This window comes from Sphingomonas sp. FW306-1B-B10E (assembly GCF_058782005.1).
The window spans coordinates 17,953-34,272 of the sequence record NZ_JBYSXG010000039.1; the positions used below are offsets into that span (position 1 = coordinate 17,953).

Annotated in this window: 7 protein-coding genes and 1 tRNA gene; 1 reads left to right on the top strand and 7 read right to left on the bottom strand. The window is 66.9% G+C overall.

Translation table 11 applies throughout. The annotated features are described in order from the left end of the window. Positions 1 to 539: 539 nt before the first annotated feature. Positions 540 to 5,162, bottom strand: coding sequence for an NAD-glutamate dehydrogenase (locus AC3WJI_RS15025; protein WP_492758091.1), 4,623 nt, complete (start codon positions 5,160 to 5,162; stop codon positions 540 to 542). A gap of 84 nt (positions 5,163 to 5,246) precedes the next feature. After that, positions 5,247 to 6,500, bottom strand: a complete 1,254-nt coding sequence (locus tag AC3WJI_RS15030) for a PAS domain-containing protein (RefSeq protein WP_492758092.1) — start codon at positions 6,498 to 6,500, stop codon at positions 5,247 to 5,249. A 201-nt stretch (positions 6,501 to 6,701) separates the two neighbouring features. On the opposite strand from AC3WJI_RS15030, the gene AC3WJI_RS15035 reads away from it, so the two are divergent. Beyond that, positions 6,702 to 6,777 (top strand) — tRNA-Thr (locus AC3WJI_RS15035). 709 nt (positions 6,778 to 7,486) lie between these two features. Here the strand turns inward: AC3WJI_RS15035 and AC3WJI_RS15040 are convergent. The 5 genes from AC3WJI_RS15040 to AC3WJI_RS15060 form a co-directional block, all read right to left on the bottom strand. After that, positions 7,487 to 8,533 (bottom strand): family 43 glycosylhydrolase, encoded by a 1,047-nt coding sequence (locus AC3WJI_RS15040; RefSeq protein WP_492758093.1) that lies wholly within the window; start codon positions 8,531 to 8,533, stop codon positions 7,487 to 7,489. A 138-nt stretch (positions 8,534 to 8,671) separates the two neighbouring features. Beyond that, positions 8,672 to 11,374: a TonB-dependent receptor gene (locus AC3WJI_RS15045; RefSeq protein ID WP_492758094.1), complete on the bottom strand. Its 2,703-nt coding sequence runs from the start codon at positions 11,372 to 11,374 to the stop codon at positions 8,672 to 8,674. Positions 11,375 to 11,567: 193 nt separating this feature from the next. Further along, positions 11,568 to 14,672 carry a TonB-dependent receptor gene (locus tag AC3WJI_RS15050; protein WP_492758095.1) on the bottom strand — a complete coding sequence of 1,035 codons (3,105 nt, stop codon included), beginning with the start codon at positions 14,670 to 14,672 and terminating at the stop codon, positions 11,568 to 11,570. 82 nt (positions 14,673 to 14,754) lie between these two features. Next, the gene (locus AC3WJI_RS15055; RefSeq protein WP_492758096.1) at positions 14,755 to 15,795 is read right to left on the bottom strand and encodes a FecR family protein; all 1,041 of its coding nucleotides are present in this window, start codon (positions 15,793 to 15,795) and stop codon (positions 14,755 to 14,757) included. Beyond that, positions 15,788 to 16,300 (bottom strand): RNA polymerase sigma factor, encoded by a 513-nt coding sequence (locus tag AC3WJI_RS15060; RefSeq protein ID WP_492758097.1) that lies wholly within the window; start codon positions 16,298 to 16,300, stop codon positions 15,788 to 15,790. The genes AC3WJI_RS15055 and AC3WJI_RS15060 overlap by 8 nt, the downstream gene beginning before the upstream one ends. Positions 16,301 to 16,320: the final 20 nt, after the last annotated feature.

Genomic DNA, 16,320 nt, shown 5'->3' on the forward strand with positions numbered 1-16,320 from the left:
ATCATATCCTCCCCGGCACGGGGAGGGCGACCAGCCGCAGGCTGGTGGAGGGGGCTCTCCTCATAGGGTCTCCCTCGCGGCACGCCCCTCCACCACCGCCTTCGGCGGCGGTCCCCCTCCCCATGCTGGGAGGATCTATCGCAATCGCAGCAAAGTCGTGCCGCAGTGCAGCGACGATTATATTTGCCAGTTGGTCAAAAGCTTCGCAGTCTCTTCGTAGAAAACAACGAGGGAGAGATTGATGTCGGCACTTTATATCGGCCTGGCCATGGTGTGCGCACTGGGCATGTCGGCCTGTCTCGGCACGATGTACCTGATCCTGCGCCGCACTCCGAGCCACCGCGCCGACGTCGAGGCTTAATCCGTCCTCCCCACCTTTGGGGAGACTGCTGCTCGCTTCCAAATCATCGTCACCCCGGCCTTGGGCCGGGGTCCACTGCGCCTTACCCGCTGGCCTCCAGCCTTTTGTTCAGCCCTCACCTCCCGGCGGCCCCGGCATGAGGCCGGGGTGACAGGAGGACGCTAAGGCAGCCCGCCGTTCAGCGCCCCAGCAGCACCCGCGCCTGCCCGGCGATCTGCGCCAGCATCGCAGCGTTGGGCGACGCCGCCTGACGCGCGCGACGGACGAGGTTGGCGAATTGCTCCACCCGCGGCCGGTTCGCCTCCAGCCACGCCTCGACCGCCGCCTGCGGGTCCTTTTCCTCCGAGCGACCGAGGAAATCGAGCCGCAGCTGCTGGAAGTCGCGCGCCAGCCCGGCGATGAGCAGCCGCTCCCACGGATCTCCGGTGGTGATCCGCGCCGCGGTCGACTGCGCCCAGTCGAGCCCGAGTACCTGGCCCAGATGCGTGAAGGCACGCGTCAGCACGGTCTCGTCGATGCCCTTGCGCGTGCTGAGCTCGGCCAGCCCGACCGCGCCATCCATCTCGAACAGCCGGACGACCTTCTGGACCAATTCAGCCGGCGCGCCGGCGCCTTCGAGCTTGGCGGCGATGCGCCCGCTCTGGGTCTTCACTTCGTCGAGCAGCAGCGCCTTGGTCTCGCGATCGAGCGCGTCGATGCCGGGCTGAAGCCGCGCGATCACTTCCGCCGGGCTGGCACCGGGACGGCAGACGCGCAGCAGGTCGGCAACCTGGCCGCGCACCGCGACCGCCATCTCGTCGAGCAGGGCAAGCCGCGCGCCTTCGCTGATCGGCGCTTCCTCGACGGCCTTCCAGGTATCGGGCAGGCAGAACAGCCGCTCGGCCACGACGAACATCGCCGCGATGTCGCGCATCGCCGCGCCTTCCTCCTCGGCGAGCTCGAACGGGTGGAGCACGCCGAGTCGATTGACCACGCGGTTGGCGAGCTTGGTCGCGACGATCTCGTTGCGCAGCCGATGCTCTTCTATCGCCTTGGCGAAGCGCGTCTGCATCGCCGGCGGGAAGGCGGCGCGCAGATCGTCCGCGAGCTCGGGATCCTGGCCGAGCTGCCCGGCTTCGAGCGCGTCCTGCAGCGCGAGCTTGGTCGAGGCGAGCAGCACTGACAGCTCGGGCCGGGTGAGCCCCCTGCCCTCCTGCGCGCGCCGCAGCATTTCCTCGTTGGTCGCCAGTCCCTCGACTGCGCGGTCGAGCCGACCGGCGGTCTCGAGAATCTCGATCACGCGGACATAGCTCGGCAGCGACACCGCACCGTCATTCTCCATGAACGACAGCGCCAGCGTCTGGAGCCGGTTGTCCTCGAGCACGAGGTGCGACACGTCGTCGGTCATCTCGGCGAGGAACTGGTTGCGGTCCTCGAAATCGAGCCGCCCCTCGATCACTTCGCGGTTGAGCGCGATCTTGATGTTGACCTCATTGTCCGAGCAATCGACGCCGGCCGAATTGTCGATGAAGTCGGTATTGATCCGTCCGCCATGGCTCGCGAAGGCGATGCGCGCGGCCTGGGTGACGCCGAGATTGGCGCCCTCCCCAATCGCCTTGGCGCGGACCTGCTCGGCATTGACGCGCAGCCGGTCGTTGGCGGGATCGCCGACATCGACATGGCTCTCGCTCGCCGCCTTCACATAAGTGCCGATCCCGCCGAACCAGAGCAGGTCGACCGGCGCCTTGAGGATCGCAGTGATAAGGCTCGTCGGGTCGATCTCGGCCCTGTCGATCCCGAGCATCGCCTGAACCTCGGCGCTCAGCGGGATCGACTTCTCGGTCCGCGCGAACACTCCGCCGCCCTGCGAGATCAGCGCAGGGTCGTAATCGGCCCAGCTCGACCGCGGCAGCGCGAACATGCGGTTGCGCTCGTCCCAGCTCTTCGCCGGATCGGGATCGGGATCGAGGAAGATGTGGCGATGATCGAACGCCGCGACGACCTTGAGTGCCTTCGACAGCAGCATGCCGTTGCCGAACACGTCGCCCGACATGTCGCCGCAGCCCGCCACGCGGATCGGCTCGGACTGCACGTCGACGCCCATTTCGAGGAAATGGCGCCGCACCGAGATCCACGCGCCCTTGGCGGTGATCCCCATCGCCTTGTGATCGTAGCCGTGCGACCCACCCGAGGCGAAGGCGTCGCCCAGCCAGAAGTCGCGCTCGACCGCGATCGCATTGGCGACGTCGGAGAAGGTTGCGGTGCCCTTGTCGGCGGCGACGACGAAATACGGGTCTTCGCCGTCGAGGATGGTGACGGCCTCGGGATGCACGACTTCGCCGCCGACGATATTGTCGGTGATCGACAGCAGGGCGCGGATGAAGATGCGATAGCTCTCGGTCCCCTCGGCGAACCAGGCGTCGCGGTCCTGCGCCGGCGACGGCAATTGCTTGGGATAGAAGCCGCCCTTGGCGCCGGTCGGCACGATCACGGCGTTCTTGACGCGCTGCGCCTTCATCAGCCCGAGGATCTCGGTGCGGAAGTCATCGCGGCGATCGGACCAGCGCAGCCCGCCGCGCGCGACAGGGCCGGCGCGCAGGTGGATGCCCTCGACGCGCGGGCTGTACACCCAGATCTCGCGCCACGGCAGCGGCGCCGGCAGCCCCGGGACCTTGGCCGAATCCATCTTGAACGCGAGCGCCTCGGCCGCGGCCGGGGCAAAGGCATTGGTGCGCAAGGTCGCGAGCACCACGCCGCGCAGGGTGCGCAGAATGCGGTCGTCGTCGATCGCCGAGACCTGGTCGAGCCCCGCATCGATCGCCTTGGTCGCGGCCTTGATCGCCTCCGCGTCGGTGCCGGCGCGCGCGGGATCGTGCGCCGCCGCGAATCGCTCGATCAGCGCTGCCGCCACCGCCGGCGCGCGGCGCAGCGCGTCGACTACGGTCGCCATGCCGTAGCTCAGCCCGGTCTGACGCAGATAGCGGAACCAGGCGCGGAACAGCACCACCGAAGTCGGGCGCATCCCGCCCTCGACGATCAGCCGATTGAACAGATCGTTCTCGGCCCGACCTTCGAGCACCGCGGCGATCGCGTCCTCGACGAGCTCGGGCTCGGCATCGAGCGTCCGCGAACCGCCGGCCAGTGCGACTTCGAAATCATGCACGAAGATGCCGTTGGCGAGCGCGGTCGGCACTTCCTCGATCACGCGGAAGCCGAAATTCTCGAATGCCGGCACGGCGTCGGACAGCGCCAGCGCACCGCCCTGCGCGTAGAGCTTGATGCGATACTGGCCCTTGGTCTCCGGATCGGGGACGATCCGCACCGAGCGATCGCCGGCAGCTTCCAGCGTCGCGAGGCGTACGATGTCGCGCGCCGCTTCCTCGGGGGTGCTGGTCGCGCGATAGACCGCGGGGAAGGCACTCGCGAAACGCAGCGCCAGCCGCGTCGACGCCGAGCCGACCTGCTCGGCCAGCGCCGCCTCGACCGCGGGCACCCAGCCGCGCAGCATGCGCTCGAGCCGCGAATCGAGCTCGGCCGCATCGGGCATCACTCCGCCGCCGCGCAGGTCGAGCGTGTAGCGCAGCAGCGCCACCACGCCGTCCTCCAGCGCGATCGACCAGTTGATCAGCTTGGCATTGGCCGCCTCGCTCAGCATCTCGCCGATCGCCTCGCGCCGCCCGGTCGACACTTCGTCGCGCGGCAGCCAGACGAAGGCGAACAAATGCCGCCCGAGCAGGCTGCGCACCAGCACCAGTTTCGAGCGCGGCCGATCGGCGACGGACATCGCCGTGAGCACGAGGTTCTCGAGCGAATCAGCGTCGAACGCCGTGGTCAAATCATGCGGCAGCGCGGTCAGCGCATGCGCCATCGCCTTGCCGGTATGCCCCTTGGGATCGAAGCCGAATTTCTTCTCCAGGCCCTGGAGCCGCGCGCGCAGCACCGGCACGTCCTGCGGATCGGCGAACAGGGCCGCGCTCGTCCACAATCCGGCATGGATCGACAGCCCGGTGACCTCAGCTCCAGTGAGAATCGGCACGACGACGATATCGAGTGGCACGCGGCGATGCACGGTCGAGATCGAATTGGACTTGAGCAGCAAAGGCGCATCGCCGCCCTTGCGGAAATGCTCGACCGCCGCGTGACGCGAGGCCTCGGCGAGGATCGGCGTCTCGAGCGTGTAGCGCGCGAGCCCGAGCTGGTCCGAGACGCTGCCGTCGGTGCGCCACTTCTCGTGCGCGAGCAGGGTCATCGCCCCGTCGTTGAACCAGCGGATCAGCGCGGTGCCCTCCGCCGAACCCAGGGCATCGGCATCGGCGACGATCGCCGCCTGCAGCGCGCGCCAGTCCTCGACCGCGCTGCGCACCTGTTCGAGGGTGCGTTCGATCTCGGCGACCAGCCCGCGCCGCGTGCGCGCGTCGCTGCGCTCCATCTCGATATAGATCATCGATTCGCGCCGCGCGCCCGAAGCGTCGGCACCGATCGAGACGAGCTTGCCCGCATCGTCCCGCTCAACGGGAATCACCGGGTGGATGATTCGGAAGATCGCGATGTCGTGCGCGGCGATCGCACCCGAGATCGAATCGACCAGGAAGGGCATGTCGTCGTTGACGACTGCGAGCCGCATGCTGCGGCGCTCTTCGTCGAGATAGGTTTCCAGCCGGATCTGCGGCGTGCCCGGCGGGCGCACCGCCGCGGCTTCGGCGACGAAGGCGGCGGCTTCGGCGCGCTCGCTCCCATCGAAATCTTCGAGCTCTCCCGGCAGCGCCCCTTCGAGCAACCGCGCTTCGAACGCCTGCGTGAGCGACGTCATCATGCTTGTCATGGCACGCGCTATGCTCCGCCCGGCGCGCGACCTCAAGGCTCGGCGCGCCGGAAAGTAACGATTGTTACCGGTTCTTTCGAAAAATCAGGCGGCCGCCTTACGGATCGCGCGTTCGGTCAGCGCGGCATCGTCCTCGAAGCGCGCGACGATATCGAGCCCCTGCTTGCCCGCACGCGCGAGCAAAACGACGAACTCGTCGCCTCCCGCCTCGATCGCGACATGGCCGAGCGGCGGCCGGCTGCGCAATTCCGCGGCGGCCTGCGCGAAGATGTCCTGCCTGGCCGGCGGGCGGCGATGCGCGCGCTCGGCCTTGACCACGCCCTTGATCCCGCCCTCGACGACTTCGAGGAACGCGTCGAGCCCACCCTGCGGCACGTCCTGGCGGCGGGCATAGCTGAGCACCGCGGCGAACTCGGTCAGCCGGGTCTTGTCGTAATCGGCGCCGAAGACGAGCTTGACCGGCGGCGTCATCGGCGCGCGCGCCTGGACGACCAGCCCCGCATCGCCGAGCAACTCGGCATAATCTTCGGGCGCCTCCTCGGCGGCACGCGCGAAATCATAGGCGCGGCTGAGCGCGCGATACAGTGCCGAGCGGCTGCGCGTGTCCGACGCGCGGGCGGCGGCAGCCGATTCGCGCGCGAGCAGCAGATGGTCGGCCAGGCTCGATGCGACGAGCGGCGCCTCGGTCGCCGTGGGCGCGTCGAAGCCGGCACTCGGGCCATCGGCCCAGACCGCGGCAGCGACCGGGTTCGCCGGCGCGGCGCGGCGCGATTCCTCGATCTCGGCATTGAGCCGCGCCTGGGTCTCGGCGTCGACCAGTTCCTTCCAGTTGATCACGCCATAAATGAAGTCGATTGCCTCGCCGTCCGACGAGAAGGGCATCAGGATGCCGCGGTACAGCGTGTTGTGCCCGCGCTGGCCGACGAACTCGGCCTCGAAGCCGATCGGGGCGCGATTCGCGATGATCTGGAGATAATGGTCGGTCAGCCGCGACAGCAGCGAGCGGCTCGGCACTTCGCCGATTCGCTGGATCGCCGGCGTGAACCCGCATTCCTCGCGCAGCATGCCGCCGAGATAGCGAATCGTCGGATCCTCGACGCCGCGCGTAAAGTCGAGCAGCACGCTGTGCGGGCCGAAATCGGCGATATTGTCCGGATCGAGGTCCTCGATCGACGGGTAGGCGCGTCCGTGGAGCAGCGACACCCAATGGTTGTAGGCGCGCACGTGCATGCGTCGCTCGTCGACACCGATGTCGAGCGGGCGATCGGCGACGGCGTCGTCGTTCGATCCCGTGGGGGTCGAATCGAGGGGCTCATTGATACCGCGAGCCATGTCCATGCGCGTGCTCCATAACGGGCGAACGGCCCGATCCTTGGGCGCGTTGTGCACGCTGCGTGGTAAACGACGCGTAAAGCCCGAGGGCTAGGTATTGATGCGGGGGGGTGGCCGCCGCAGCACCGCAACCAAATCGCAACGCTTGTCAGCCAGAGATCCTGCTGGTAAGCGCGCGCTTCTTCCGGAGCGAGACGCTTCGGACGGGCCGCTTTAGCTCAGCTGGTAGAGCATCGCATTCGTAATGCGGGGGTCACAGGTTCGAGTCCTGTAAGCGGCACCAGTACATAACTAGAACATATCTAGAAAACCGTGGAATTCTGCGGTACCGTGGCGCTGATTCAGCCACTCCATCGGTGGTTCAAGGTTTCGATTCGGACGGGCTCTATTTGCCGGTGCAGCGATCGGGGCGCGCTCTGGCGCTTCCGCTCGGGCAGCTTTCGCGTTGACCTCAAAACCCGCCACCCTGCAGAGCGGCATCCCAGGTAGCTGTCACGCTCAAGAACGATCGTTGGGGATGCAGGAGCGCCAATTCCGCACGCGGCGACGAGCAGCAGCTATCGCACTTATCTCTCTGATAGCCGCTAGTCTGCTATCGGCCCGGAAGCCGCTTGGCAGGTGTTGGCGGGGCTGCCGGTCAGCAGAGCGCCCCAATCTGCCGTTCAGCGTCCTATGGCCCATGCCAAAGCCGGACGACCGTTCACCTTGAACCCAGGGCAGCAGCTAACGCCCCGATAGCGAAGACTCCCGGGTCACTCGAAGTCGCCCTTGAGCGACCTCCGCTCCCAACGCACCCAGATAACAGCTCGATCGCCAAGGCAGGTCTGGCGGTACGTCTCGAGCGCTGACATGCTTGGGCATCCACGACCGATCACCCGGTTTGGCGCGGTCGGCCTCACGATATGTCGTTTGCGCCTGAGCTAGCCGCACGCCGTCGGCCTAAAGCGCAGAGCAGCAAGGGCGCGGGGCGCAACCAACAATACCGTTCTGGTTCATCTCTTGAGGTAAGGGCCGTCCCTACCCCATCCGATCTCAGTCGCGGCCAAAGTCCAGGTCTTCCCGCGGTCGGCATTGCCTTGGAAGAAGAGGAAGGTGCGGCCGCCATATTGGAAGATGCCGGGATGGCCTGATTCGGAGGCGTTCCAGCTTCCCGGCCGCCCGTTCGGCAGCAGCGGCCTGTTCGACAGCCGCTTCCAGCGCACCCCGTCGGTGCTCACCGCAACGCCGATCTGCTGCGGCTCGTTGTTATAGCCGCCGGCGTAGAACATGTAGAGCCTGTCGCCGTGGCGGACGACGCTCGGCGCTTCGATGCAGCTGCGCTCCCAGGGCAGCTCGGGTTCGAGGATCGACTTGTCGTTGTTGATATTGCGGAAGTCGCCTTTGCCGAAATGGGAGCCGAGCGGCGCCTCGGCGACGCCGATCTTCTGCACTTTGAATTCGGGATCGCGGGTCGCGTAATAGAGCAGCAGCTTGTCGCCGTGGACGAAGGCGTCCGCATCGATCGCGCGGCCGACGCTCCATTTCGCTTCGTCAGGATCGGGGTGGAAAACCGGGTTTCCGGGGTCGCGCTCGAAATGGATTCCGTCGCTCGACCAGGCGTGGTTGATCGCGTCGCGCGGTCCGTTGCCATAGGTCTGGTAGAACAGGTGGACCTTGCCGCGGATCACGACCGCCCCGGGGGCCGCGATGCCGTTGCGCTCGACCTCCTGGACCGGAAGCACTTCGCCGACCTTGCGCCAGCTCTTGAGGTCGCGGCTCTCGGCGATGCCGATCGCCAGCCCCTTCGGAAAATCGGGCACGCCGACCGGGTTCTCGCGGGGAGCTGGAACGGTGTAGTACATCAGGAACCGTCCGCCATGCCGGATGACCGAAGGGTCTTTCGCCCATGGGGTGCCCAGCCGGCTCGTGTCCGAATAGCGGGCGATGAGCCTGGCTTCCGTTTGCGGCTCGGGCCGCTGTTGCGACGTAGCGGCGTGCGGAAGGAGCAGGGGCACGGCGCAGGCCGCGATGATGAGCGCTTTGGTTAGCTGTGCCGGCATAAGCATTCCTCGATCGGTCGGACTAGTTGGTTGCGGCGACGGTCTTCGGTGCCGCGGCTCCTGAGAAAAAGAGGCAGCGTCGCGCCACGCGGGTGCGACGCTGCCAGGAGGAGGGCGTGGCCAAGGGGGACACGCCGATCAGAAGCGGAAGCGCGCGCCAAGGCGGTACACCGTCTCGAGATAGCGGACCTGCCAGGGGTAGATCGCGCCGGCGCGGTTGAACTGGCGGAAGTTGCGCGCCGGATTGGTGAGGATGTTGGACGCGTTGAAGGTGAGCGATAGATTACTGGTCGGGTTGATCCCCGCCGACAAATCGAGCACGCCGCGGCCCTTCTCGAACGTCGGCAAGGTGCCCACCGCCGCGTCGATCTGGCTGTAAAAGCGGAACGACGAGCGATAATTATACGAAACGCGGAATGAGACGTCCTTGTTCTCGTAGAAGAGCTGCGCGTTGGCGAGGTGCTTCGAGACGTTGGTGATCGGCTGGCGGCCGGGCAACGTGGCCTGCACCGACTGCGACAGCACCGACCAGTGATCGAGATAGGTGTAGTTCGCCAGCACGCCGAAATTGCGCATCCATTCGGGCGTTCCCGCGAAGTTGAAGAAGGTGCGGAAGCCGGCCTCGACGCCCCGGATCCGGCCTTCTTCGCCATTGGCGGGCTGGTTGACATTGACCGTGCCGAGATCGGGATCCTGATACGACAAGGTACGGTTGTTGATGAAGCCAACGACGTCGCGCTGGAATACCTGCACCGTCGCCGAACCCGAGCGCGAGAAATAATATTCTAGCGAGGCGTCGTAGTTGGTCGACTTGATCGGCTCGAGATCGGGATTGCCGCCGCTCGCCGAGGCGACGCAGCCGGTGCCGGTGCAGCCGGCCTGCGGATTGATCGTGATCGTCGGGTTGAGCTGCCCGAAGCTCGGGCGGGTCCGCGTCTTGGTGAAGGCGAGGCGCGCCTGCCATTCGGGCGAGAAGCGGATCCGCGCGCTGACGTTCGGCAGGTAATCGTCATAGGTCTTGCTGCGCGAGATGGGCACGATTGTCCGCACGCCCGAGCGAACCGTGGTCTGCAGCCCGTTGATCTCGGTCTCGGTCCGCACGGCGCGAAGCCCGAGCTGGCCGTCGATCTGCACCCCGCCCACATCGAACGCATAATGCGTCTGCAGATAGGCGGCATAGGACTTCTCGCTCGAATCGTAGTTGCGCGTCCGCGCCGGCATGCCGGTGGTGCGCAGCAGCGCGTTGTTCGCCATCGCGCGGATATAGTCCGCATAATGGATCACGCTCTCGCGCGTCGGCGTGACCCAGGTGGTCGGATGGTCGGTCGGGTCGCTCTTGTACGAGGGGTCGACCGGCACGAGTTCGAGCGGCGCCGCGGTGAGCAGCGATCCCGGCGTGCCGGCGTTGATCGTGCCGCTCAGCAGGCTGGTGTTCGTCCGGGGATCGGCGGCAAGCGCTTCCGAATCGGCGCTGCGGTCATTGAAGCGGACGCCGAACTGGAGCTTGTCGAACAGCCCGAGATCGACCGGCACATCGGCATCGAGCTTCGCCTGATAGCTTCGTCCGTGGTTGCGCGAATTGGCCTGCGAGAAGCCCGAATAGCGCCAGTTGGCCGGGTTGCTCAGGTCGATATCGGTGACTTGCGCGGTGCCGCCGCCGCCTTCCGCATTGTCGAAGTCGAACACGCGGGTGCCGGTAGTCAGCGTGGTCTGCGCGGTCTGGAAGTTGGTCGAGGTGAAGACCGAATCCGTGATCGCGAAATCGCCGGCGATGCGCGCGCGGCCGGGAGTCCAGATGAACCCGGTGCCGCCCTGATAGGTGTCGGTCTGCGAGAACTGCCCTGCCTGATAAGCCGAGGTCGCGTTGCCGCCGGTCGCCGTCATCTTGCAGATCTGGGTGGTGCTGCCCTCGCAATAGGTGACGTTCGACAGCGTCGCGCCGGTCCCCGCCTGGATCTGAAGGCCATAGCCGAAGCCGCGGCCGCGGAAGCCCTGGAACAGGAAATCATAATAGAGTTCCAGATCAGGCGACGGCCGCCATTGCACCGCGGCGCCCACCGACGGGCGGAAGCGATTGGAGACGTCGGGCTGAACGGTCAGCAGCGCGGGATATTGCGCATTCGGGAAGGTGTTTGGCGTCACCACGCCGCCGACGGTGATCGTGGCGGGCCGCGTCTGGATCGCGTTGTTGTTGGTGCGGATGTCGTCGGTGAACTTGTTGTCGGTATAGGAGCCTTCGAGCAGCACGCCGATCTCGCCGATGCCGGTGTTCCAGCGCGTGCTCAGCAGCAGGTTCGCGTCGATGCCGAAACGCTGCGAGTTCTGCCAGTGAAGCCCCGTGATGCTGCCCGCGACGCGCGAGCCCTTGAAGTCGAACGGCTTGCGCGAGCGCACGTCGATCTCGCCCGCGATGCCGGGCTCGATGAGGTTGGAGGCGCCGGTCTTGTAGACGTCGAAGCGCGAGATCGTGCCCGACGGAAAGTCCTGCAGCGCCACCGACCGCCCTTCGGCGGTGAACAGCTCGCGTCCGTTATAGGTGGTGGTCAGGTCGGGCAGGCCGCGCACGCGGATCGCGGCCGCTTCGCCGGTGCCGCGCTCCACCGAGACGCCGGTGACGCGCGCCAGCGTTTCCGCGCCGGTGGAATCGGGCAACTTGCCGATGTCCTCGGCGACGATCGAGTCGACGATCTGGTCCGAATTCTTCTTGATCGCCTGCGCGGTTTCGAGGCTCTGCCGGTAGCCGGTGACCACGATGTCGTCCGAGGCCCCCGCCTCCTGCTGCGGAACGCCGGCCGCGGCGGTGCTTTCCTGCGCGGCAGCGGTGCCGGCCGTCGTGATCATCGCCAGCGCGGACGCGCCGCACAAAAGCCTGTCGAGATAAAGCGCCAATTTCCCCTCCCGGTTCTGCCGGTTCGTGCCGGCTTCGTGCGGCCTGAATTGGTCAGGCCACTGGGTAAGACGCGCGAGCCCAGGAAGGTTGGAGATCTTTTTTGCGAATGGCGTACGCCGCTCCGCTGCCCACGGCCGCTCGGCTCTAGAGTCGTGCGCGGAATCCGATCGTGTAGATCGAATCATCCTCGCGCCGGTCGTGGGTGAGAAAGTCGACGTCGAAATAGGCGCGCAGCGTGTTGCGCAGGACGTTGGTGCCGCCCAGGTCGACGCGGAGCGTGTCGGTCAAGTCGTAGCCGATGCTGAAGTCGAGCCGCCCGCCCGGACGCACATAGTGCAGCGAGCTCGGGGTATAGCTCAGATCCTCGGCCCTGCTCGGGTCGATCGGGCGGACGCTGGCGGCGCCGGTGAAATCGGCATCATAATAGCGCGATCGGTGCGTATAGATCAGACGGCCCGACAGCCCGCGCTTCTCGTAGATCAGGCCGATATTGTAATTGTAGCGCGATACCCCTTGGATCTCGAACCCGGCCAGCGGGTCGGGGCGCGCGCCCTTGCCCGCACCTACCTCGGAATCGACGAGGGTGAAGTTGGCCGAGACACCGAGACCGGAGAGCGCGCCCGGCAGGAAGTCGAGGAACGCCTGACCGCTGACTTCGAGCCCCTTGAGCTTCGCTTCGCCGATGTTGCGCGGGCGGCTGACATTGTAGGTGAAGCCGTCGATGATCTCGGCCGAGGCGGCGGTGATGACGCGGTCCCGGATGTCGCGCGAAAAGCCCGCGACGGCGAGGAAGTTCGACCCGCGATAATATTCGAGCGCGCCGTCGAATCCGGTCGATTTCTGCGGCCGCAGCCTCGGGTTGCCCGCCGTCCCGGTGTTGAGCGTCGCCGGGTTGGTCGAGATGGTGTAGCTCAGCCCGGGATTCAGCGCCGAGAATTCGGGCCGGCGGATCGCCTCGGCGTAGCTGAATCGCGCCTGCAGCCCGCCGCCGAACCGGATGCGCGTGCTCGCGCTCGGCAGCACGTCGGTGTCGCTGGTGTAGGCGACCTGCGGCACCAGCACGCCGCTGACCAGGCCCGCGCCGGCGATCCGGCGTTCGGTACGGGTCGGGCGGACGCCGACCAGCCCGTCGAGCGATACCGGCCCGCCGATCGTCGCTGCGAAACCGAGCTGGAGATAGGCGGCGTAGGTCCGTTCCTCGGCTTCGAAGCGGCGCTCGGGCTGGTAGGCAGGGTCACCGAGCGGAACCCCGAACACGCTACGCAGCGTGTCGCGTCCTGCCGCCGAGCGCAGATATGCCGGATCCGGCACGAGAAAGTCCGCGCCGCTATTGATCCGCGAGATTCCCGGTGCGCGCACCAGAAAATCACTGGGGAAGGTTCCCGCGACCGGAATGGTCAGGTCGGTCACGGTGCGGTTGAGCACCGCCTGGTTGAACAGCCCGGTGCGGTCTGCATAGCGAAAACCGGCCTGCAGCCTGTCGAGGACCCCCCATGCGCGGTCGAAATCGTGCGTGAGGTCGATCCGCGCCTGCGTCAGCCCGCCCACCGATCGGCTGAAATTCTGGTTGAGGCCGTTGCGCAGGAAGAAGCCGCTCGGATCCGCGAGCGGGTTGCCGGGATGGCTTTGGATATTGCCTTGGTCGACATCGGTCTGGAGTTCGACGCTGACTCGCTTGCCGACATCGACGATGATGCCCGAGCCCTCGCTGGTCGCGCGCTGATAGGCGATGTCGAAGACGAGGGTGTCGGGCCCGTCTTGATATCTGAGCCCGCCGCCCGCCAGGTAATTGTAGCTGCGCAGCGTGCGGGCCTGGGTGCTGGTGAGCGCTCGGGCGTTGTCGAACACGCCCGACTTGAGGTTGCACAGCTGCTCGACCGCGAAGCCGCCATTCGGGTTGCTCGCGGAGATCAGCCCGCGCGCCAGCTCGAGCGCGTTCGGATTGTAGCCGCTCGGCGTCACCCGGGCGGTGAAGCAATGGTCGGGATCGACTTCGTACTGCTCGACCGTCGTCTCGCCGAAGAACAACGGCGTGGCGATCACCGCGGTCTGGTAGTCGGACCGATAGCCGGTGAAGAGGGCATCGGCATAGACTTGCAACGCGGGGCTCGCCTGCCATTGCAGCGCTGCGTTGAGCTGCGGGCGATCGTACCAACCATATTCGACACTGCCCGCCGCAGTGTTGCGACCGGCCACGCCGGCGATCCGATACGGTGCGGCCGACAGGCTGCGCTGTTCGGTGATGTAGGAATTGGGGCGGGCGTAATCGAAATAGGCGTAGCTGAGGTTAAGCAGCGCGCCGATCTCGCCGACACCTGTGTCCCACCGGTCGGTGATCAGCAGACCGAATTGTGGGTTCAGTTGCTCGACGTTTGAAGAATAATTGCCGCGTCCGGTGACGATCACCGCCGGATTTCGGAAGTCGAACGGCTTGTTGAGACGCAGGTCGGTGATGCCAGCGACGCCGCCTTCGATCAGATTGGCGGCGCTGCTCTTGATGACGCTCACCCGCGCCAGTGCGACCGCGGGCAAGTCCTGCAGCGCGAAGCTGCGCCCGACCGCGGAGACGATTTCCCGGCCGTCGACCGTTGAGAGGATGTCGGCAAGCCCGCGGATCACGACGCCGGCAATCTCGTTGTTGCCGCCGACGGTGACCTGCACGCCGGGAACCCGCTGCAATGCGGCGGCGGTGCTCGGGTCGGGGAACTTGCCGATATCCTCGGCGACGACCGCGTCCTCGACCCCGACCGAGCTGCGCTTGATCTCCGCGGCGCGTTCGAGGCTCTGGCGGAAGCCGGTGACGACGATCTCGGCCGGCTCGCGCTCGATCTCCTCGGCTGCCGCGTCCGGAAGACTATCGTTCGGCCGTGCGCGGGGCGGCGGCGTTGCGGCCGGAGGCGGTGAGGTGGGGCGTGTCGCCTGGCGGACGGTGAACACGCCATGGGCGCTCTGCTCGACGGTCAGCGGCGCGGAGCCGATCACGCGGATGAGCGCCTGGCGCACGGTATAGTCGCCGTTCAGCGGCTGGCTTTGCAGCGCGGCGACAAGCTCGCGGTCGAACAGGATTTGGGCCCGCGCCGTGCGGGCGACCGACCGCAGCGCCGCGTCGAGCGGTTGGCGCGGCACGCGGAAGCTATAGCGCTGCTCGGCCGAGGGTGCCGCTTGGGCGAGGACAGGAGACGGGCCGAGCGCGAGCGCGCAGGCGCTCGTGCCCAGCGCGAACCTGATGGCGCGAACGGCGCCTCGCATACTCCCCTCCCGATCGGCCACCTTTTGGTGGTCCCATAGCGGAAGACGCGCGACCTCCGCGAACTTGCATCAGATTTTTGGTTCAGCGGGACGAGATCTCGATCGTGCCGTCCGCGCGGCGCCGCGTCCGCACCGGATAGACGCGCGACACTGCCTCCAGAAAGGCATCAGTCTGGCCCGCCCTGAACACGCCGTCGATCTTGATCGCGGCAGCCCGCGCGTCGGTCACGACCATCGCCTCGCTCGAATAGCGGTTGAGCTGTGCCACGGCGTCGGCCAGCGGCTCCTCGATGAATTCGAGGACTCCGCTTTCCCAGCTCGACGATCCGGGAAGGTCGCTGTGCACCACGCCGCGCGGCGCACCGTCCGCGACGACGAACTCCTGCCCGGAAAGCACGGCCGCCACGGCGGCGGTGGGACGGTTGCGGAGCGCCAGCAACGTCTGCGGATCGGGCATCGTCCCGTTCAGGACCACGACCTTTCCTTCATAGACGATGACGTGCAGCTTGCCGTCCGCGCGCTCGGTCGAGAAGGACGTGCCGGTCGCGACGACGATGTGCCCGCCTGCCTCGACGGTGAAGGGACGGCCCGGCTCTGCCGCGACGTCGAACTTGGCGCGACCGGCGTCGATCTGCAGCCGCCGCTGATCCTTCGACAACGTCACCGCCAGCTGCGTCTTCGCGTCCATCGACACGTGCGAGCCGTCGGCCAGCGCGAGCACCCGGCGTTCGCCTGTGCCCGTCGCGAGCTGCTCCGCGGCGGGCGCGCTGAAATACCAGGCGATACCGCCGAGCGACAGCACCATCGCCGCCGCCGCGGCGTAGGGCAATTTGCCGAGACGGAACGGCTTGGCCCAGCGGCGCTGGTTGGCGCGACGCATATGCTCCAGCGCATCGGCGCGCATCGCGACCATCTCCGGCGCGGCGGCGAGCGCCTCCAGGTCGTTCCACGCCGTCGCGCACCGCTGCAGGGCCATGTCGTTGGCGGGATCCGCAGCGAGCCATGCGTCGAACGCATGGGCCTGCTCGGGTGTGAGATGCCCGTCGCTCGCCTCGAGCTTGAGCCACCAGGCCGCCGCTTCTTCCTCTCTCGTGAAGGGGGGGGAGGCTTGGATCTCAGTCATCAGTTCCTCCCAACCGTGCGCTGAGGCGGACGACTGCCTTGTGGACGTGCTTGTCGACCGCGCTCATCGAGATGCCGAAGGTATCGGCGATCGCCTGGCGGCTGACTTGCTCGTATCGATACAGAAGAAAGATCCGGCGCGTGCGTTCCGGCAGCGCCTCGAGCGCCTTGACCAATGCGGCCAAGGTCTCGCGGTCGGCGGCGATGCGGTGCGGATCGATCGTCTCGATCTGCGCCAGGTCGTCGTGCTTCGCCGCTTCGAGATAGCGGGTGCGCACGTCCGCGCGCCGCGCCCGGTCCCGCACCAGATTGGCCGCGACCTGGAAGACATAGGCTTGCGGATCGCGCACCTCGAACTCGGGCGAGCTCGCCAGACGCACATAGACGTCGTGCACCAGATCTTCCGCCTCGACCCGATTGCCGACGCGGCGCGTGAAGAACGCGATGAGCGCCGGCCGCAGGTCGCGATAGAATCGTTCCTTCAGGGCCTTGGGTGCTTGCGTCATCGTCCTCTTCGCCTCGCCCA

What these genes read in the sequence shown, in the direction of transcription:
- AC3WJI_RS15025 (WP_492758091.1), bottom strand. Translation starts at nt 5,162, where the DNA reads ATGACAAGCATGATGACGTCGCTCACGCAGGCGTTCGAAGCGCGGTTG.
- AC3WJI_RS15030 (WP_492758092.1), bottom strand. Translation starts at nt 6,500, where the DNA reads ATGGACATGGCTCGCGGTATCAATGAGCCCCTCGATTCGACCCCCACG.
- AC3WJI_RS15040 (WP_492758093.1), bottom strand. Translation starts at nt 8,533, where the DNA reads ATGCCGGCACAGCTAACCAAAGCGCTCATCATCGCGGCCTGCGCCGTG.
- AC3WJI_RS15045 (WP_492758094.1), bottom strand. Translation starts at nt 11,374, where the DNA reads ATGATCACGACGGCCGGCACCGCTGCCGCGCAGGAAAGCACCGCCGCG.
- AC3WJI_RS15050 (WP_492758095.1), bottom strand. Translation starts at nt 14,672, where the DNA reads ATGCGAGGCGCCGTTCGCGCCATCAGGTTCGCGCTGGGCACGAGCGCC.
- AC3WJI_RS15055 (WP_492758096.1), bottom strand. Translation starts at nt 15,795, where the DNA reads ATGACTGAGATCCAAGCCTCCCCCCCCTTCACGAGAGAGGAAGAAGCG.
- AC3WJI_RS15060 (WP_492758097.1), bottom strand. Translation starts at nt 16,300, where the DNA reads ATGACGCAAGCACCCAAGGCCCTGAAGGAACGATTCTATCGCGACCTG.